This window comes from Streptomyces sp. NPDC052701 (assembly GCF_040678355.1).
GTDB lineage: Bacteria > Actinomycetota > Actinomycetes > Streptomycetales > Streptomycetaceae > Streptomyces.
Window position 1 is genome coordinate 247,247 of the sequence record NZ_JBFATO010000006.1, and the last position, 18,409, is coordinate 265,655.

Annotated in this window: 13 protein-coding genes and 1 pseudogene; 7 read left to right on the forward strand and 7 right to left on the reverse strand. The window is 73.7% G+C overall.

Going from position 1 to position 18,409, the window contains the following annotated elements; genetic code table 11:
* Window positions 1-45: 45 nt before the first annotated feature.
* The 5 genes from AB0L29_RS10795 (at window position 46) to AB0L29_RS10815 (ending at window position 8,113) form a co-directional block, all read left to right on the forward strand.
* On the forward strand, window positions 46-669 hold the full coding sequence (locus tag AB0L29_RS10795) for an SUKH-4 family immunity protein (RefSeq protein ID WP_365825528.1): 624 nt from the start codon (window positions 46-48) through the stop codon (window positions 667-669).
* 91 nt (window positions 670-760) lie between these two features.
* Window positions 761-1,345, forward strand: a complete 585-nt coding sequence (locus tag AB0L29_RS10800; RefSeq protein ID WP_365825530.1) for an SUKH-4 family immunity protein — start codon at window positions 761-763, stop codon at window positions 1,343-1,345.
* Window positions 1,346-1,995: 650 nt separating this feature from the next.
* A complete protein-coding gene (locus tag AB0L29_RS10805; RefSeq protein WP_365825532.1) occupies window positions 1,996-5,739 on the forward strand; it encodes an ABC transporter ATP-binding protein in 3,744 nt (1,247 codons plus the stop codon).
* Between the two features lie 269 nt (window positions 5,740-6,008).
* Complete coding sequence (locus AB0L29_RS10810) at window positions 6,009-6,395, forward strand: hypothetical protein (protein ID WP_365825534.1); 387 nt, start codon at window positions 6,009-6,011, stop codon at window positions 6,393-6,395.
* Between the two features lie 275 nt (window positions 6,396-6,670).
* Complete coding sequence (locus tag AB0L29_RS10815) at window positions 6,671-8,113, forward strand: S28 family serine protease (RefSeq protein ID WP_365825536.1); 1,443 nt, start codon at window positions 6,671-6,673, stop codon at window positions 8,111-8,113.
* A 39-nt stretch (window positions 8,114-8,152) separates the two neighbouring features.
* On the opposite strand, the gene AB0L29_RS10820 is transcribed toward AB0L29_RS10815, so the two are convergent.
* The 7 genes and pseudogenes from AB0L29_RS10820 to AB0L29_RS10850 all read right to left on the reverse strand — a co-directional run bounded on the left by AB0L29_RS10820 (window position 8,153) and on the right by AB0L29_RS10850 (window position 15,839).
* The gene (locus AB0L29_RS10820; RefSeq protein WP_365825538.1) at window positions 8,153-8,800 is read right to left on the reverse strand and encodes a hypothetical protein; all 648 of its coding nucleotides are present in this window, start codon (window positions 8,798-8,800) and stop codon (window positions 8,153-8,155) included.
* Window positions 8,801-8,912: 112 nt separating this feature from the next.
* Window positions 8,913-10,748, reverse strand: coding sequence for a glycoside hydrolase family 3 protein (locus AB0L29_RS10825; protein ID WP_365825540.1), 1,836 nt, complete (start codon window positions 10,746-10,748; stop codon window positions 8,913-8,915).
* Window positions 10,749-11,295: 547 nt separating this feature from the next.
* Window positions 11,296-12,534, reverse strand: coding sequence for an MFS transporter (locus AB0L29_RS10830; protein WP_365825542.1), 1,239 nt, complete (start codon window positions 12,532-12,534; stop codon window positions 11,296-11,298).
* Between the two features lie 216 nt (window positions 12,535-12,750).
* On the reverse strand, window positions 12,751-13,551 hold the full coding sequence (locus AB0L29_RS10835; protein ID WP_365825544.1) for a sugar phosphate isomerase/epimerase family protein: 801 nt from the start codon (window positions 13,549-13,551) through the stop codon (window positions 12,751-12,753).
* A gap of 109 nt (window positions 13,552-13,660) precedes the next feature.
* Window positions 13,661-13,876, reverse strand: a pseudogene (locus tag AB0L29_RS10840) (MarR family transcriptional regulator); the annotation flags it as partial.
* A gap of 35 nt (window positions 13,877-13,911) precedes the next feature.
* Window positions 13,912-14,511, reverse strand: coding sequence for a dihydrofolate reductase family protein (locus AB0L29_RS10845; protein WP_365825546.1), 600 nt, complete (start codon window positions 14,509-14,511; stop codon window positions 13,912-13,914).
* A 281-nt stretch (window positions 14,512-14,792) separates the two neighbouring features.
* Window positions 14,793-15,839, reverse strand: a complete 1,047-nt coding sequence (locus AB0L29_RS10850; RefSeq protein WP_365825548.1) for a LacI family DNA-binding transcriptional regulator — start codon at window positions 15,837-15,839, stop codon at window positions 14,793-14,795.
* 262 nt (window positions 15,840-16,101) lie between these two features.
* Between AB0L29_RS10850 and AB0L29_RS10855 the strand changes: the two genes are divergently transcribed.
* A complete protein-coding gene (locus AB0L29_RS10855; RefSeq protein WP_365825550.1) occupies window positions 16,102-17,253 on the forward strand; it encodes a Gfo/Idh/MocA family oxidoreductase in 1,152 nt (383 codons plus the stop codon).
* Window positions 17,250-18,404 carry a dihydrodipicolinate synthase family protein gene (locus AB0L29_RS10860; RefSeq protein WP_365825552.1) on the forward strand — a complete coding sequence of 385 codons (1,155 nt, stop codon included), beginning with the start codon at window positions 17,250-17,252 and terminating at the stop codon, window positions 18,402-18,404. The genes AB0L29_RS10855 and AB0L29_RS10860 overlap by 4 nt, the downstream gene beginning before the upstream one ends.
* Window positions 18,405-18,409 lie beyond the last annotated feature (5 nt).

Sequence of the window (18,409 nt, forward strand, 5' to 3'; positions counted from 1 at the left end):
CCGGTGGACCGGGAAGCACTCCGGTGAAAACCCTCCGGTGACTCCTTGAACGGGCTGATTGCGCACCGCGACACGAACAGGAACCGGATGATCTTCGACATCACCCACGACGACCTCGCCGATGTCTTCGGAGCGGGGAACATCAGGTGCGTCCCGTACGAGGCGGCAGGCGCGAGCGGTATCACAGGAGAGACCCTGAGGTTTCTCACCGAAGTCGGACTGCCGGACAACGACTTCGTTTCCTTTGCGGGGCTCGACGACTCGCGCAACTCGCTCAGGAAGGTGTCGGTGGAGGAGCTCGGTGATACGTGGGATCTTCCGTCGGCGGCCTCGGACTGGCTCTTCGCCGGGAACTTCGAGATCAGCGCCATCGTCCTTGACGCGGCATCGGGGGAGCTGCACCAGATGGCGGAAGGCGTGATGCGGCCCGTTCCGCTGCACGGTGACGTCTCCTCCCTCGTCCACACCGTCACGCGGCTGACGCAGGTGGTCCGGGGGCTGCCCGAGGGCTACGAGGACGACGACGAGGCCCTCGAGGAACTCGAGGGGGTGCTCGACGGGCTGAAGCGGGAGATCACCGCCCGTGACCCGCGTCCCTTCGGTGACGAGCACAGCGAGTGGCTGGAGATCGTCATGTCCATCGGCGCGGGCCTGTGGGGCCCGGGATGAGAGGTGCGGCCGGCGGCCTCGTGAAGCACGGCGGTGTCGTGGACCCGCGAAGGTTGAGCAGGCGGCGAGGAAGAACAGGCGAGGCTGACACATGCTCTTCGATGTGGATCACGAACTTTTGGCCGCGGTGGTGGGCGAGGACAACGTGCACCTTCTGCCGGCCGAGACCGCGGCACGATACGGCTTCACCGGGGAGGCGGTGGAGTTCCTCGCCGAAGTGGGGCTTCCCGATGCCGAGGAGTTCGAGTTGTCGTTCGCTCTCCCCGTCGAGTTCGACGCCGATCTGGTCTGGGACCGTGCTTCACGCGAGGAGCGAGGTTGGCAGTTCCCGGACGGAGTGGAACACGTCGTCCCGGTCGGCAACTTTCCTGTCAACGCCGTGACCGTCGATCCGGTCAGTGGAATCGTCTATCAGTACACGGATGCCACGAAGTCGTTGATTCCGGTGCATCGGGATCTTTCCTCGCTGGCGAAGACCATGGCGTCCTTCCTCGGATACATCCAGGCCTATGCTCGTGTGGACGGTGAGGACGACGATGCCGAGTATGCACGGCGCAAGCGTGAAGTGGGCGCATTGATGGACGAGATCCAAAGCGTCGATCCGCTGCCGTTCGCCCACGAGTACAGTGAATGGGTGGAAATGTTCGACAATCTTGAGGGTGGCATCTACACATAGGCTCACCGGCTGGACAGGGTGATGGCTCGTCCTGTTCCTGTGGCCGGCGAAACCGTCGCTCCCGATATCACCCGCAGCGATCCCGCCGCAGCGCCGGGGCGCGCTGTGCGCAGTGCCCTCCGGGATCACCGAGGTCGCCGCGACGCCCGGTGGCCGCCTCCTCGCCCTGGAGCGCGGCTTCACCGCCGGCGTCGGCACCACGGTCCGCCTCCGCATCTGCCTCCGCCTCGCCGGCCCGCGCCGCGCCACGGACGCCGGCGGTGTCGGGTGCCTGACCGGGCAGGGTGGGGTGGGGTGCGGCCGGTGCGCAGGACCCTGCTCGCCGACCTCGCCGTCTGCCCGGACCCGGGGCCCGTCGCCAGGCAGTCGCAGCCCGGCCCGCTCCTGGACGACATCGAGGGCAGGGCGGTCACGGGCCGCGCCAGGGGTCGGCTGAAGATGCCCCTGGTCGGCGTCGGCGACCGGAACGCCGTCCGGACGGCCCGCTTCCTGCACCTGCGCGTCCGCCTCCGACCGGTCCCGGCCGGGGTCGTAGGACCCCGGCCGGAGACCGCTGCGACCGCGGTCCCGGATTTGTTGCGGAGGGATGAAATCCGCTTCCGCCCGTGTTGGTGCCTTCCGGAAGATCAGGACGATCGGAGGGCACCGGCGTGGCATCGCAACGGGGCGGGAGCGGGCAGGGGAAACCCGGCTGGGCGCGGCGACTGTGGAGCCACGCCTGGCGCTACCCCAGGGACGTGGTCCTCGCCCTCGGCTCCTCCCTGGCCGGCATGGCGGTCATGGCGCTGATCCCGCTGATCACCAAGGTGATCGTCGACGACGTGGTCGGCGACCACAGCCGCGCGATGACCCCCTGGGCGGCCGCCCTGATCGGCGCCGCGCTGCTGGTCTACGTCCTGACCTACGTCCGCCGCTACTACGGCGGACGGGTCGCCCTCGACGTCCAGCACGACCTGCGCACGGCGATGTACGCGACGATCACCCGGCTCGACGGGCGCCGCCAGGACGAACTGTCCACCGGGCAGGTCGTCGGCCGGGCCACCAGCGACCTGCAGCTGATCCAGGGCCTGCTCTTCATGCTGCCGATGACCATCGGCAACGTCCTGCTGTTCCTGATCTCCCTGGTGATCATGGCGTGGCTGTCGCCGCCGCTCACGCTCGTGGCGCTCGCCGTAGCCCCCGCCCTGTGGTGGATCGCCCGGCGCAGCCGCACCCGGCTGCACCCCGCCACCTGGTACGCCCAGGCCCAGGCCGCCGCCGTCGCGGGCGTGGTCGACGGCGCCGTCGGCGGCGTACGCGTGGTCAAGGGCTTCGGGCAGGAGGAGCAGGAGACCGGGAAGCTGAGGGAGGTCGGCCGGCGGCTGTTCGCCGGGCGGCTGCGCACCATCCGGCTGAACGCCCGGTACACCCCGGCCCTCCAGGCGGTCCCCGCCCTCGGCCAGGTCGCCATGCTGGCGCTCGGCGGCTGGCTCGCGGTGCGCGGGGAGATCACGCTCGGCACGTTCGTCGCCTTCTCGACCTACCTCGCCCAGCTCGTCGGCCCGGTCCGCATGCTCGCCATGGTCCTCACCGTCGGCCAGCAGGCCCGGGCGGGCACCGAGCGGGTCCTGGAGCTGATCGACACCGAACCGTCCCTGGCCGACGGCACCAGGGAACTGCCCGCCGACGCGCCCGCCACCGTCGAGTTCGACGACGTCTCCTTCGGCTACGACCCCGCCCGCCCCGTCCTGGACGGGCTCTCCTTCGAGATCCGTCCCGGCGAGACCCTCGCCGTCGTCGGCTCCTCCGGCTCCGGCAAGTCCACGGTCTCCCTCCTGCTGCCGCGCTTCTACGACGTCACGCACGGCGCCGTCCTGGTCGGCGGCCACGACGTGCGCGAACTGACGCTCGAGTCGCTGCGGGCCGCGATCGGGCTGGTCCCCGAGGACTCCTTCCTCTTCTCCGACACCGTCCGCAACAACATCGCCTACGGCCGTCCGGACGCCACCCAGGAGCAGATCGAGGCCGCCGCCCGGACCGCCCAGGCCGACCGGTTCATCGCCGAGCTGCCCGACGGCTACGACACCAAGGTCGGCGAGCACGGCCTGACCCTCTCCGGCGGCCAGCGCCAGCGCATCGCGCTCGCCCGCGCGATCCTCGCCGATCCGCGCCTGCTGGTCCTGGACGACGCGACCTCCGCCGTGGACGCCCGCGTCGAGCACGAGATCCACGAGGCGCTCAAGGAGGTCATGCGGGGCCGCACCACCCTGCTGATCGCCCACCGCCGCTCCACCCTGAACCTCGCCGACCGCATCGCCGTCCTCGACGGCGGACGCCTCGCCGACATCGGCACCCACGAGGAGCTCCAGGAGCGGTCCGCCCTGTACCGGCACCTCCTCACCGACCCCGACGAGCTGGGCGCCGTCTCCCCGGGCCGCACCCCGCCCGCGGCCCCGCGGGAGGACACCTCCGTACGCGAGGAGCTGGACGCCGAGTTCGACGCCGAGCGCGGCATCACACCGCGGCTGTGGGCCGGGGAGCGCGAGCCCAGGGACACGGCGATGTCCGGCAGTCCCGCCACCCCCGAGCTCCTCGCCCAGGTCGAGGCGCTGCCGCCGGCCACCGACACCCCGGACGTCGACGAGGCGCGTGCCGTGCAGCCGGAGGAGTCGTACGGGCTGCGGCGCCTCCTGCGCGGTTTCGGCGTCCCGCTGCTGGTCAGCCTCGGGCTGGTCGCCGTGGACGCAGGCATGGGCCTGCTGCTGCCCCTCCTGATCCGCAACGGCATCGACGACGGCGTCACCCGGCTCGCCCTGGGCGCCGTCTGGTCGGCCTCGCTGCTCGCGCTGCTGACGGTGATCGTCCAGTGGGCGGCGCAGAGCGGTGAGATCCGCATGACCGGGCGCACCGGCGAACGCGTCCTGTACGCGCTCCGGCTGAAGATCTTCGCCCAGCTCCAGCGGCTCGGCCTCGACTACTACGAGCGGGAGCTGACCGGCCGGATCATGACCCGGATGACCACCGACGTCGACGCGCTGTCGACGTTCCTGCAGACGGGCCTGGTCACGGCCTTCGTCTCGGTGGTCACCTTCTTCGGCATCATGGCCGCCCTGCTCGTCATCGACGTGCAGCTCGCGCTCGTCGTCTTCGCGACCCTGCCCCCGCTGGCCGTCGCCACCTTCTTCTTCCGCCGGGCCAGCGTGAAGGCGTACGAACTGGCCCGCGAGCGGGTCTCGGTGGTCAACGCCGACCTGCAGGAGTCGGTCGCCGGGCTGCGGATCGTGCAGGCCTTCCGGCGCGAGCGGGACGGCGGGCGGCGGTTCGCCGAGCGCAGCGACGACTACCGGCGCGCCCGGATCCGCGGCCAGTGGCTGATCTCGGTGTACTTCCCGTTCGTGCAGTTCCTGTCGTCGATCGCGGCGGTGGCCGTGCTGGTGGTGGGCGGCGCCCGGGTCGACGAGGGCACGCTGACGGTCGGCGCGCTGGTCGCCTACCTGCTGTACATCGACCTGTTCTTCGCGCCGGTGCAGCAGCTCTCGCAGGTCTTCGACGGCTACCAGCAGGCGTCGGTCTCACTGGGCCGCATCCAGGAGCTGCTGCGGGAGCCGACGTCGACGAAGAGCGCCGCCGAGCCGCTCGAAGTGCTCTCCCTGCGCGGCGAGATCGCCTTCGAGGACGTGCACTTCGCCTACGGCGACGGCGAGGAGGCGCTGAGCGGAGTCGACCTGCGCGTCCCGGCCGGGCAGACCGTCGCGTTCGTCGGCGAGACCGGCGCCGGCAAGTCGACCCTGGTGAAGCTGGTGGCCCGGTTCTACGACCCGACCGGCGGGCGGGTCACCGTCGACGGCACGGACCTGCGCGACCTCGACCTCGCCTCCTACCGGCACCGTCTGGGCGTGGTCCCGCAGGAGGCGTACCTCTTCCCGGGCACCGTCCGCGACGCCATCGCCTACGGCCGCCCCGACGCCACCGACGCCGAGGTGGAGGCGGCGGCCCGGGCGGTCGGCGCGCACGAGATGATCGCCGGGCTGGAGGGCGGCTACCTCCACGAGGTCGCCGAACGCGGCCGCAACCTCTCCGCCGGGCAACGGCAGTTGATCGCCCTGGCCCGCGCCGAGCTGGTCGACCCGGACATCCTGCTCCTCGACGAGGCCACGGCCGCGCTGGACCTGGCCACCGAGGCGCAGGTGAACCGGGCGACGGACCGTCTGGCGGGCCGCCGCACGACCCTGGTCGTCGCCCACCGCCTCACCACCGCCGCCCGCGCGGACCGGGTCGTCGTCATGGACCACGGCCGGGTCGTGGAGGACGGCACGCACGAGGAGCTGCTGGCACGCGGCGGCCGGTACGCCCGGCTGTGGCGCACGTTCGTCGGCCGGACCGGACCGGAGGAGCCGGTGGGCGCGTCCCGGTGAGGCGGGCCGCGGCGCCCGCGGTGCGGCGCTGCGGCAACCGCTCCACGGCGGGGGCGCTGCGGCAACCGCTCCACGGCGGGGGCGCTGCGGCAACCGCTCCACGGCGGGGGCGCTGCGGCAACCGCCCCACGGCGGGGCGCCGTTGCGCACCCCCGTGACACCGGCCGTCCGGCGGTGTCCCCGTGACGGTCGTGCAACCATCCGGCATACGCCGTGCGTCCGTACATCCGTACGTCGATTCGCCGTAGTCGTGGTACGGAGGGGCTGAAGTGGACAGTGGAGCGATACGCCGGCGGCTCGCGGCCGGCCTGGCCGTGCTGACCGCGTCGGGGCTGCTCGCCGTCGCCGCGCCCGGTGAGGCGCAGGCCGCCGCGCACTGTGCCGGACGCAAGGTCAGGACGCTTCCGTTCTCCACCGGCTCGGTGTTCGTCTACAAGCGGGACGGCTACGTCTGTGCCGTCACCCTACCCCACGAGGCCGGGACGAAGCGCGTCATGTCGGTCAGCGTGCGGGCGCGCGGCGGGCGGCCGGTCGTGGACGAGGGACGGTACAGGTACCGGGCCGGCCCGGTGACCGTGTACGCCGGGCAGCGCTGCGTGTGGGTCAAGGGCCGGGTGGGCCGGGGGTCGGTCAGCTCGGGCTGGATCCTGTGCTGACCGCCCCGCCCCAGGGCCTGTCGGCGGACTCCCGCCTGCCCCGCGACGCCCTGCACGCACTCTCGCCGCACCGGGCGCAGACCCGAGTACATCCCGTACGAGGGCCGGCGCCCGGCACACCGGGAGCACGCACCCGACGCCGCGGGGCCCGCCCTCCGGGCGGACGACGGGAGTTCGACGACAGGCCCCGGTAGAGGGATTCCCCTATTCCCCTGGTGCGCCGGTGAGTTGGTCCGATAGCTTCCGGCGCACATCTGTCTCACAGGGGAGTGCGCATGCGCAAGGCGCTCAGATGGCTGCTGGCGCTCACGGTGCTCATAGGCACGTTGAGCACGGCGGGAGCGGCCACCGCCGCCGAGCCGGGAGCCACCGGCCCGGCCGGCACCACCGACATCAAGGAGAGACTGCTCTCCGTACCGGGCATGAGCCTGGTCGAGGAGAAGCCGTACCCCGGCTACCGCTTCTTCGTCCTCACCTACGCCCAGCCGGTCGACCACCGCCGCCCCGCGGCGGGCACGTTCCAGCAGCGCATCACCGTGCTGCACAAGGACGTCGCACGGCCGACCGTCTTCTACACCGGCGGCTACAACGTCTCCACCAGCCCCGGCCGCCGGGAGCCGACCCAGATCGTGGACGGCAACCAGGTCTCCATGGAGTACCGCTTCTTCACCCCCTCCCGGCCCGACCCGGCGAACTGGTCCAAGCTGGACATCTGGCAGGCCGCCAGCGACCAGCACCGCATCTTCACGGCCCTGAAGCGCATCTACCCCAAGAAGTGGATCTCCACGGGCGGTTCGAAGGGCGGCATGACCGCCACGTACTACGAGCGCTTCTACCCGCGTGACATGGACGGCGTCGTCGCCTACGTCGCCCCCAACGACGTGGTGAACAAGGAGGACTCGGCCTACGACCGCTTCTTCGCCACCGTCGGCACCCAGGAGTGCCGCGACCGGCTGAACGCCGTGCAGCGCGAGGCGCTGGTGCGCCGGGAGCCGCTGGAGGAGAGGTACGCGGCGTACGCGGCCGAGAACGGCTACACCTTCGAGACCATCGGCAGCCTGGACCGGGCCTTCGAGGCCGTCGTCCTGGACTACGTGTGGGGCTTCTGGCAGTACAGCCTGCTGCAGGACTGCGACCAGATCCCGGCCGACGCCGAGAAGGCCACCGACGAGGAGATCTGGACGTCGATCGACACGATCTCCGGCTTCTCCTTCTACACCGACCAGGGCCTGGCGCCGTACACGCCGTACTACTACCAGGCCGGCACCCAGCTGGGCGCGCCGACGATCCGCTTCCCGCACATCGAGAAGAAGTACGTCCGCTACGGCTACCAGCCGCCGCGCAACTTCGTCCCGCGGGAGATCCCGATGCGGTTCCAGCCGTGGGCGATGCGGGACGTCGACACCTGGGTGCGGCACAACGCCCGCCACATGCTCTTCGTCTACGGCGAGAACGACCCGTGGGGCGCCGAGCCCTTCCGGCTGGGCAGGGGCGCCGAGGACTCCTACGTCCTCACGGCCCCCGGCATGAACCACGGCGCGAACGTGGCCGGTCTCGTCCCCGAGGAGAGGGCCCTCGCCACGGCCCGCATCCTCGACTGGGCGGGCGTCGCCCCGGCCTCGGTCCAGGCGGACCCGTCGGCGGCGAGGCCGCTGGCGAAGTTCGACGCGAAGCTGGACAAGCGGGACGTGCAGCGCGAGCCGGCGCTGCGCCCGTGACCCCGCGTCCCTGACCCCGGTGCCGCGCCCGGCCGCCGCTCACACCGGCCGGGCGCAGCCCACCGGGGTCCCGCCGCCGAGCCGGACGTACAGGGCGGTGGCGGCCGGGCAACGGGAGCGGGCGGTCACCGCCTCGGTCACCCGGTACTCCGGCTTCCGCTCGCCCGTGCCGTCGCAGGCCGTCTCACGGACCCGCCCGTCGCCGACGCGGTGGACGCAGTCGCCGACGATGGTGCGGGGACCGCCCCCGCCGCCCGGGTCGCCCGGATGCGGCGGCTGCAGGTTGCGCATGCAGGCGTAGCCCCGCGGCACCCTCCCGCCGCCGTCCTCGCCGGACGCGGGGCGCTGCTCGCCGATGTGCAGCACGAAGTCCGTGGTCGCCGGGCAGCGCGGCCCGTCGTCCACCGTGCCGTCGTGCCGGGCCGCCACCCGCGCCGCCGCCCGCTCCCCGTCGCACGACACCTCGGTGAAGCTCGTCCTGCCGAAGGAACTGCACTCGCCCACCGCGAGGAAGACCGCCCCGTGTCCGGCCGTCCGGGCCGGCGGCGGTGCCGCGGCCGCCGTCGCCCGCCCGGCCGGCCGGGCGTCCGTCCCGCCGGTCCCCGGCGGACTCTGACAGCCTGTCAGCAGGGCTCCGAGCAGACCCAGCAGCCCGCACGCCATCCCCACGGACCATCTCTTACGCATTGCCGTCCCCCCGAGTACCCGCTCCAGCGTGACCCGCCGCGGCGGGCGCACGCCAGACATACGGGAGGTTTTGCGCACGGTGGGGGCGGTGCGCCCGGCCCGCGGCGTACGCCTAGTACGACAGTCCGTGCCCGAGGGGGTACAGCACCTGCGCGGGGTCCTCCGCCCGGGGCACCGGCACCGGCAGCTTCCCGCGCGGCCCGACCCGGCCCGCGATCACGCGTGCGGCGGCCCGCAGTTCGACGTCGGTCCAGGAGTAGGCCGCCAGGAAGGCGCGGACGGAGGGCAGCAGGGCCACGTCGTAGGGGTTGCGGATCGCGACCGCCACCACCGGCCTCCCGGTCGCCACGAGCTGCTCGACCAGCGTCCGCTGGCCGCTGCCCGCCGTCACGTTGTACGTCCCGACCACCACCGCGTCCGCCTCCCGGGCCGCCGCGACCGCCCTGGCGACGGTCGCCGCGGAGGGTGCCGTGCCGGTCGGCAGCGCGGTCGCGGTGAAGCCCAGTTCGCCCAGCGCGCCCGCGAGCACGCCCGTCGGCGGCCCGGTGGTGCCCGACGGCGAGGCCGGATCGGCGCCGACGACCAGGACCCTGGCGTGCGTGCGCCGCGACAACGGCAGCAGCCGCCCCTCGTTGACCAGCAGCGTGGTCGTCCGTTCGGCGATCCGGTCCGCCGCCGCCCGGTGCGGCGCGACGCCCACCGCGCGGTCGACGCCGCCGTGGCCGGCGTACGGGTCGCGGAACAGTCCGAGCCTCGCCTTGAGCCGCAGGACGCGCAGGACCGACGCGTCGAGCCGTGCCTCGGTCAGCTCGCCGCCCCGCACGGCCTCCAGGACGGCGTTCCAGGCCAGGTCCAGGTCGGGCGGGTTGAGGAGCTGGTCCACGCCCGCCTTCAGGGCGAGCACCGGCACCCGGTCGTCGCCGTACTTCGTCCGCACGCCCTCCATGCCGAGGGAGTCGGTGACCACGACCCCGTCGTAGCCGAGTTCCTCGCGCAGGATGCCGGTGATGATCGCGCGGGAGAGGGTGGCCGGGTCGCCGGAGTCGTCGAGCGCCGGGACCATCAGGTGGGCGGTCATGATCGAGTCGATGCCCGCCGCGATCGCGGCGCGGAAGGGCGGCGCGTCCAGCGTCTCCCACTGCGCACGGCTGTGCGTGATGACGGGGAAGCCGGTGTGGCTGTCGACGGCGGTGTCGCCGTGCCCGGGGAAGTGCTTCGCGGTCGCCGCGACCCCCGAGCGCTGGTACCCGGCGACCTCGGCGGCCACCAGCCGGGCCACCGCCCGCGGGTCGGCGCCGAAGGACCGTACGCCGATGACCGGGTTGGCCGGGTTCACGTTCACGTCGGCGACGGGGGAGTAGTTCTGCCGGATGCCCATCGCGCGCAGCTCGCGGCCCGCGATCCGGCCGAGCCTGCGGGCGTCGGACCGCGAACCGCCGGCCCCGACCGCCATCGCGCCCGGGAACAGGGTGGCGGGCTCGCCCACGCGCGCGACCGCCCCGTGCTCCTGGTCGGTGGAGATCAGCACGGGCAGTCCGCGCGGCAGCTCCAGGGAGGCCTTCTGGATGCCGTCGGACAGGTCGGCGATCTGGTGGGGGTCGCGGGTGTTGTGCGCCCAGGTGAAGTAGATGACGCCGCCGACCCGGTACTTGGCGATCAGCTCGGCGGCGGTGCGCACGCCGATCTCCTTGAGGTTGGCGTCGACGTCGGCCTGGTCGGGGGCGGTGGCGGAGTGGCCGTAGACCCGCATGACGAAGAGCTGGCCGACCTTCTCCGCAAGGGTCATCCGGGAGACGAGGGCGCGGAGCGCGGCGTCGCCGGGGGCGGCGCCGGCGTGGGCGGTGCCGCCGGCCGCCAGGGCGGCGGACAGGCCCGCCGTGGCGGCGAGGACCGTGCGTCTGGAGGGGATCGCGGTGTTTCCTGTGCTGGCCGTGCTGGTGTCGGGCACGTGCGCTCCTTCCGGAGGGGAACCGCTGAAGGAAACTTCCAGGGAGTCACCAATAACCGGGAAGTTTTTGCCGGTCAAGGGAATGCACAGTAACCCGGCACGCGGCCGGGGCCCGGGAAGGACGGCGGCTGTCGCCCGGAGGGCCGCCATCGGCGCAGTGGGAGGGGCGCGCCGATGACGGCGTGCTGCCGGCCGGGGCGCGGCGGAGAGGGTGGTCGGCGATCGCAGCCGGCAGCGAGAGCCGACACCGCGCCACGGGGACTCATCCGGCAGTCCGCGCATTGGACGGGCGGGGGCCGGACCGGGTTCCCGCGTCCGGCCCGGTTTCCCCGAGCCGGTGGTGCGGGGGCCGGTGAGATGCGTGGACCGACACCCGGGGCCAGTGCGCCCGCAGGGTCCGTACGGCGCTGCTGGTGGGCGGGGTGGCGACGGCCTCGGGGGCGGGGACGGCGGCACCGGCGGGTCGCGGGCGGGAGCGGGGCCGCAAGGAGAGGGCGGAGGAGGGGGCGGCGGTGGGGTCACCGCCGCCCGTGCCGTGACGGGGGGTTCACCGCCCGTCCGCCCCGGGCGCGCCGGAGCGCAGTTCGGGCGCGTTCGTGCCGACGTACACCACCGCCAGCAGGCACAGCACGCCTCCCGTCACCAGGGCCGTCGCGCCCGAGGTCCAGCCGGCCACCAGGCCCGCGCGCAGGTTGCCGAGGTGGGGGCCGGCCTGGCCGACGATCTGCTCGGCGGCGCTCACCCGGCCCAGCAGGGCGTCCGGGGTGCGGGTCTGCACGAGCGTGGTGCGGGACAGGACCGACAGGGCGTCGGCGGCGCCCGCCAGGGCGAGCAGCCCGAGGCCCGCCCAGGGGCTGCTCACGAGGCCGAACAGGGCGAGGGCCACGCCCCAGGTCCCCGCCCCGCACAGCATCACCGGGCCGGGGCGGGCGAGCCGGGTCACCGGGCCGGACAGCGCGGTCGCCGCGACCCCGCCGACCGCCAGGGCCGACAGGAACAGGCCGAGGGTGCGCGGGTCGCCGCCGAAGCGTTCCTCGTTGACCAGCGGGAACAGGCTGACCGGCATGGACAGCAGCGTGGCGGCGAGGTCGGTGACGAGCGCCCCGCGCACCACCCGGTGGCCGGCCAGGAAGCGCAGCCCGTCCAGGACGCCGTGCAGGCCGGCCCGGGACGGTTCGCCCTCCGGGGGCAGGGCGGGCAGGCCGAAGGCGCCGTAGCAGGCGGCCAGGAAACTGAGGGCGTCCAGCAGGTAGCAGACGCCGATGCCGAACCAGCCGAGGAACAGCCCGCCCAGCGCGGGCCCCACCAGCATCGACGACTGCGCGGTCGCCTGGAGGAGCGCGAGGCCGGGGGCCACCTGGTCCTTGGGCAGCAGCCGGGGGACGAACACCCCGGCCGCCGGGCCGGCGACCGCGGCGAAGGACGACTGGGCGGCGACCAGGGCGAGCACTCCGGCCACCGGGACGTGCCCGGTGAAGCCCTGCACCGCCAGCAGCAGCGAGCAGACGGCCTGGCCGGCCGTGGCACGCAGGTAGATGCGCCGCCGGTCGCCCCGGTCGGCCCACGAACCGGCGAACAGGCCGAAGACCACCAGCGGCAGCGCCTGCGCGAGACCCACCGCCCCGCTCCACACCGCGCTGTGGGTCATGTCCCAGACCTGGTACAGCACGGTGACCATGGTCATGAAGCCGCCCAGCGTGGACACGGTCCGCCCGACCAGCAGCCGCCGGAAGGCCGGCGACGTGCGCAGCGGGCCCACGTCGATCAGCGCGCGGGTGAGGCTCATGAGGGGACGGCGGGCGGGAAGACGGGCTGGGGCACGGGGCGGAACGCTATCCGGCCCCGCGCGGCCCGGGCCAGCGATTTACGACCGCCCCCGCGGCGCCACGCCCTCGCTCACGACCGCCCCGCCGTGCCATGCCCCCGCTCACGACCGCCCCCGCCGTGCCGCGCTCCCGCCGCTCCGCCGTGCCACGCCCCGCCGTGCCGGGGCCCCGCGCCGCTACGCCGAGTCGTTGAGCAGCCGGGACAGGTGCTCGCGCCCGGCGTCCAGCAGGCCGGGCAGCGGGGCGGCGGACTCGTACCACCGCTTCTCGTACTCCCAGCACAGCCAGCCGTCCCAGCCGTGCCGGGAGAGGACCTCCACGGACTCGGCCAGCGGCAGCACACCGGTGCCGAGCGGCAGCGGGGTGCTGTCCTCGGCGGAGGCGATGTCCTTGACCTGGACGTATCCGAGGTACGGGGAGAGCGCCGCGAAGCTCTCCGAGGGCTGCTCGCCGCCGAGCCAGGTGTGCATCACGTCCCACAGGGCGCCGACCTGGCGGTGGCCGACCAGGCCGAGGACGCGGATGGCGTCGGCGGCCGTGCGGTGCGAGTCGTGGGTCTCCAGGAGGATGCGGACGCCCGCGTCGGTGGCGTACTCGGCGGCCGTGCCGAGGCGCCGGGCGGCCGTCGCGTCGGCCTCCTCGGGGCTCTGGGACGGGTCACCGCCGGGGAGGACCCGGACGTACGGGGCGCCCAGGTCGCGGGCGAGGTCGAGGAGGGCACGGAGCTCGGTGAGCACGGGGCCGTCGTCGCCCGGCGCGGCGACCCGCGTGTATCCCGCCAGGCCCAGGATCTCGACGCCGGCCGCCTTGAACTCGGCGGCCACGCCGGCCCGTTCGCCGGGGCCGAGGCCGGGGTGCACCGGCTCCTCGGGGTGTGCGCGCAGTTCGACGCCGTGGTAGCCGTGCGCGGTCGCGAGCCCCAGGACATCGGTCAGGGGCAGGCCGGGGACACCGAGAGTGGAGAACGCCAGCTTCATGTGCACGGACCCTACCCGGCACCTCGCAGGCCATTCCTGCTCCTCGTCATCCGGGCGTTGCGCACGGGTCCAGCCTCCGGTCCCGGCCGACCAGGTCCTTACGCGGGACGTGGTCCTCGGCGAAGTCGGCGACGATCCGGGCGACCAGCCCCTCGTGGTCGGCGTTCCGGCCGTACTCGGCGGCGTAGAGGGCGGCGTTGCGCTGCACGATCCAGCCGAGGTCGCCGGGGCCGGGCCCGCGCAGGACGACGTCCTCGGCGCGGGGCGGGCGCCCGGCGGAGAGGAACGCGCGGACCGTGCCCATCGCCTCGGCGAGGCGGGGCCGGCCCTCCCGCGGGACGGCCCCTCGCGTGGTCCGGTTCAGGAGCCCGGGGTCGCCGCCCGGTATACGCACACCTGCGCGCCCGTCGGAGCCTGGGCCGTGGAGACCAGCTCGAAGGCGGCCTTCGTGCCGTCGTCCGGGAAGATCGACTTGCCGCCGCCGAGGATCACCGGCATCACGATCAGCCGCAACTCGTCGACCAGGCCTTCGGTGAGGAGCAGGCGGGCGAGGGCGGGGCTGCCCATGACCAGCAGGTTGCCGCCCTCGCTCCCGTGCAGCTTGCGCAGGTGGGCCACGGCGTCGTCGCCGGGGACGCGGACGGTGTTCTCCCAGGTCAGGTCGGAGTCGCCGAGCGTGCTGGTCACCACGTACTTCCGGATGGCGTTCATCCGGTCGGCGAACGGGTCCCCGGCCCGCTCCGGCCACGCCGCCGCCATGTTCTGCCAGGTGCGCCGGCCGAACAGCAGCGCGTCGGCCTCGCCCAGCGCCGCGTCGAAGGCGCCGCCGACGACCTCCGGGTCGAAGAAGGCGTGGGTCCAGCCGCCGTGCGCGAAGCCGCCGTCGGTGTCCTCCTGAGGGCCGCCGGGGGCCTGCACGACGCCGTCGAGGCTGATGAACTCGCTGATCACGATGCGCATGGGACTCACTCCGCTTTTCTGGCCGGTCGGTACGGCACGGTCGGTACGGCACGGTCGGTACGGCACGGTCGGTACGGCATGGAAGACCGGCGGCGGCCCGAGAACTCATCGCCGCCGGGGAGAAAAGATCCCCGGGCGGATTCCCCAGGCGGATCCCGGGGGCGCCCCGCCCCGGGATCGTCCGGGACGGGAAAGGAGCCGCGTCCGGCAGGGGCCCCGGTGCCGCGCGCGGCAGGGCGGACACCACGCCGCGGACGGCCTTCCCCCGCCGCCCCTCGCGGTCAGCCCCGCGGCACCGCCGTGGACCCCCGCACCATCAACTCCCCCCGCACCGAGGCGATCCCGCCGGGCGGCGGCTCCTCGCGGCCCATCGCGATGCGGCCGGCCCGCGCGCCCGCCTCGGCCAGCGGCAGCCGGACCGTCGTGAGGGACGGCACCGCGTCGATGCTGAACGGCAGGTCGTCGAAGCCGGCCACCGAGACGTCCTCCGGGATCCGCAGCCCGGAGTCCCGCAGCGCCGCGCAGGCGCCGAGCGCGACGGAGTCGTTCGCGGCGACGACGGCCGTCAGCGACGGGTCGCGGCGCAGCAGCTCCAGCGTGGCCTCGTAGCCGGACCGGCGGTCGTAGCGGCCGTGGACCGTCCGGCGCGGGTCCTCCTCGATGCCGTGCGCGGCCAGCGCGGCCCGGTGGCCCTCCAGCCGGTGCCGGGTGGTGGTGCGCTCCTCGGGCCCCGCGATGTAGCCGAGCCGCCGGTGCCCGAGCCCGAGCAGGTGCTCGGTGAGCTCCTGCCCGCCCCCGCGGTTGTCGAAGGTCAGCGCGATCGCCCCGGTGTCCGGCGCGGGCGGCCGTCCGCACAGCACCACTCTCGTCCCGGCGTCCGCCAGCTTCCGCAGCTTCGCCGCCATCGCCGCCTGGTGCGCCGCGTCCTCGACGGCGCCGCCGGTCAGGACGACGGCCGCCGCCCGCTGCCGCTGCAGCAGCGTGAGGTAGGTCAGCTCCCGCTCCGGCGAACCGCCCGTGTTGCAGACGACCGCGAGCCTCTCCCCGCCCGCCCGGCCGCCCGGCCCGCCGATCTCGGACTGGATCGCGCTCGCCATGATCCCGAAGAACGGGTCGGCGATGTCGTTCACCAGGATCCCGACCAGGTCGGACGTGGCGGCGGCCAGGGCGCTGGCGGGACCGTTGAGCACGTAGTCCAGCTCGTCCACGGCCTTCAGCACCCGTTCGCGGGTGGAGGCCGCCACGGGGTAGTTCCCGTTCAGCACGCGCGACACCGTCGCGGGGGAGACCTGTGCGCGGGCCGCCACGTCCGCCAGGGTCACCGTCATCTCGTCGTCCTCCGGTCGCGCATCTCGTCGTACGCCCTCGGACACACACGGGTCCGAGGCCACGGTTCCGAGCAGACCCTATGGCCCCCGGCCCCGGTTGTTCGCCCCCTCGAACAAAGCTCGTCCTTGCCGCGGTCTTGTCCGGACCGCTGTGCAGAGGCTAGCTTCTCACCATGTAGAAAGCGCTTGCTGCACCGCTCGCGGTCAACCCGGTGACGGGTGGGGCGTACGCGGCGCGCGGACCGCGTACGAAGGGAATGACGTGACACGCAAGACGGTGCGTATCGCCATGAACGGCGTGACCGGGCGCATGGGCTACCGCCAGCACCTGGTCCGCTCCATCCTGGCCATCCGCGAGCAGGGCGGCCTCGACCTCGGCGACGGCACCGTGCTGTGGCCGGAGCCGGTCCTGGTCGGCCGCCGCGAGCACGCGCTGAAGGCGCTTGCCGGCCGGCACGGCCTGGAGCACGTCTCGACCGACGTGGACGCCGTCCTCGCCGACCCGGCGGTCGACGTCTACTTCGACTCCCAGGTCACCTCCGCCCGCGAGGAGGCCCTCCGGAAGGCGATCGCCGCGGGCAAGCACGTCTACACCGAGAAACCGACGGCCACCGGCCTGGACGGCGCCCTGGAACTCGCCCGCCTCGCGAACGAGGCGGGCATCAGGCACGGCGTCGTCCAGGACAAGATCTTCCTGCCGGGCCTGCTCAAGCTGAAGCGCCTGGTCGACGGCGGCTTCTTCGGCCGGGTCCTGTCCGTGCGCGGCGAGTTCGGCTACTGGGTCTTCGAGGGCGACTGGCAGCCCGCCCAGCGCCCGTCCTGGAACTACCGCGCCGAGGACGGCGGCGGCATCGTCGTCGACATGTTCCCGCACTGGGAGTACGTCCTGCACGAGCTGTTCGGCCGTGTGAAGTCCGTCCAGGCCCTGGCCGTCACCCACATCCCGCAGCGCTGGGACGAGAACGGCAAGCCCTACGACGCCACCGCCGACGACGCCGCCTACGGCGTCTTCGAACTCGAGGGCGGCGCGATCGCCCAGATCAACTCCTCCTGGACCGTCCGCGTCCACCGCGACGAACTGGTCGAGTTCCAGGTCGACGGCACCGAGGGCTCGGCCGTGGCGGGCCTGCGCACCTGCCGGGTCCAGCACCGCAGCGCCACCCCCAAACCCGTCTGGAACCCGGACGTCCCCGCCACCGAGGTCTTCCGCGACCAGTGGCAGGAGGTCCCGGACAACGGCGAGTTCGACAACGGCTTCAAGGCGCAGTGGGAGCTGTTCCTCAGGCACGTCTACGCCGACGCCCCCTACCACTGGGACCTGCTGGCCGGCGCCCGCGGCGTCCAGCTCGCCGAGCTGGGCCTGAGGTCCTCGGCCGAGGGCCGCCGCCTCGACGTGCCGGAGATCGCCCTGTGACCCTCCACCTGCCCGGCGCGGACGGCGGGCTGAGGACGTACGAGCCCCGCACGGAGCCCCTCGCCCTCACCCCCGCGGCGCCCTTCACCTCCCGCACCGTCTTCGCCGCGGCGCACGTCGTCGCCGACCCCCGCGCGGACGTGTCGCCCGACTCGCCGGCCGCCGTCGACTGGGACGCCACCCTCGCCTTCCGCCGCCACCTGTGGTCCCACGGGCTGGGCGTCGCCGAGGCCATGGACACCGCCCAGCGCGGCATGGGCCTGGACTGGGCGGGCGCGGCGGAACTGATCCGCCGGTCCGCCGCCGAGGCCAGGGCGGCCGGCGGCCGGATCGCCTGCGGGGCCGGCACCGACCAGCTCACCACCGCGGCCTCCCCGGCCGAGGTCCGCGCGGCCTACGAGGAACAGCTCGCCCTCGTCGAGGAGGCCGGCGCCCAGGCCGTCCTGATGGCCTCCCGCGCCCTGGCCGCCACGGCGCGGGGCCCGGAGGACTACCTGGAGACCTACGGCCACCTCCTGCGCCAGGCGTCCCAGCCGGTGATCCTGCACTGGCTCGGCCCGATGTTCGACCCGGCGCTGGAGGGCTACTGGGGCTCGGCGGACCTCGACGCGGCCACGGACACCTTCCTGGAGGTCGTCGCCGCCCACCCCGGCAAGGTGGACGGCGTGAAGATCTCCCTGCTGGACGCGCGGCGCGAGAGCGACCTGCGCCGCCGCCTCCCCGAGGGCGTCCGCTGCTACACGGGCGACGACTTCCACTACCCCGGGCTGATCGCGGGCGACGAGCAGGGCTTCAGCCACGCCCTGCTGGGCGTCTTCGACCCGCTGGGCCCGCTGGCGGCCCGGGCGGTACGGGTCCTGGACACCGGCGACGTGCGGGGCTTCCGCGCCCTGCTCGACCCCACGGTCGAGCTGTCCCGCCACCTCTTCCAGGCCCCCACCCGCTTCTACAAGACGGGGGTCGTGTTCCTGGCCTGGCTGGCGGGCCACCAGTCCCACTTCACGATGGTCGGCGGCCTGCAGTCGGCCCGCTCCCTGCCGCACCTCGCCCGCGCCTACGAACTCGCCGACGGCCTGGGCCTGTTCCCGGACCCGAAGCTGGCGGAGGAGCGGATGCGGACCCTGCTGAACCTGTACGGGGTGGAGCAGTGAGCGGC

Coding starts and splice junctions, on each gene's coding strand:
- AB0L29_RS10800 (WP_365825530.1), top strand. CDS start 761: ATGCTCTTCGATGTGGATCACGAACTTTTGGCCGCGGTGGTGGGCGAG.
- AB0L29_RS10815 (WP_365825536.1), top strand. CDS start 6,671: ATGCGCAAGGCGCTCAGATGGCTGCTGGCGCTCACGGTGCTCATAGGC.
- AB0L29_RS10820 (WP_365825538.1), bottom strand. CDS start 8,800: ATGCGTAAGAGATGGTCCGTGGGGATGGCGTGCGGGCTGCTGGGTCTG.
- AB0L29_RS10830 (WP_365825542.1), bottom strand. CDS start 12,534: ATGAGCCTCACCCGCGCGCTGATCGACGTGGGCCCGCTGCGCACGTCG.
- AB0L29_RS10835 (WP_365825544.1), bottom strand. CDS start 13,551: ATGAAGCTGGCGTTCTCCACTCTCGGTGTCCCCGGCCTGCCCCTGACC.
- AB0L29_RS10845 (WP_365825546.1), bottom strand. CDS start 14,511: ATGCGCATCGTGATCAGCGAGTTCATCAGCCTCGACGGCGTCGTGCAG.
- AB0L29_RS10850 (WP_365825548.1), bottom strand. CDS start 15,839: ATGACGGTGACCCTGGCGGACGTGGCGGCCCGCGCACAGGTCTCCCCC.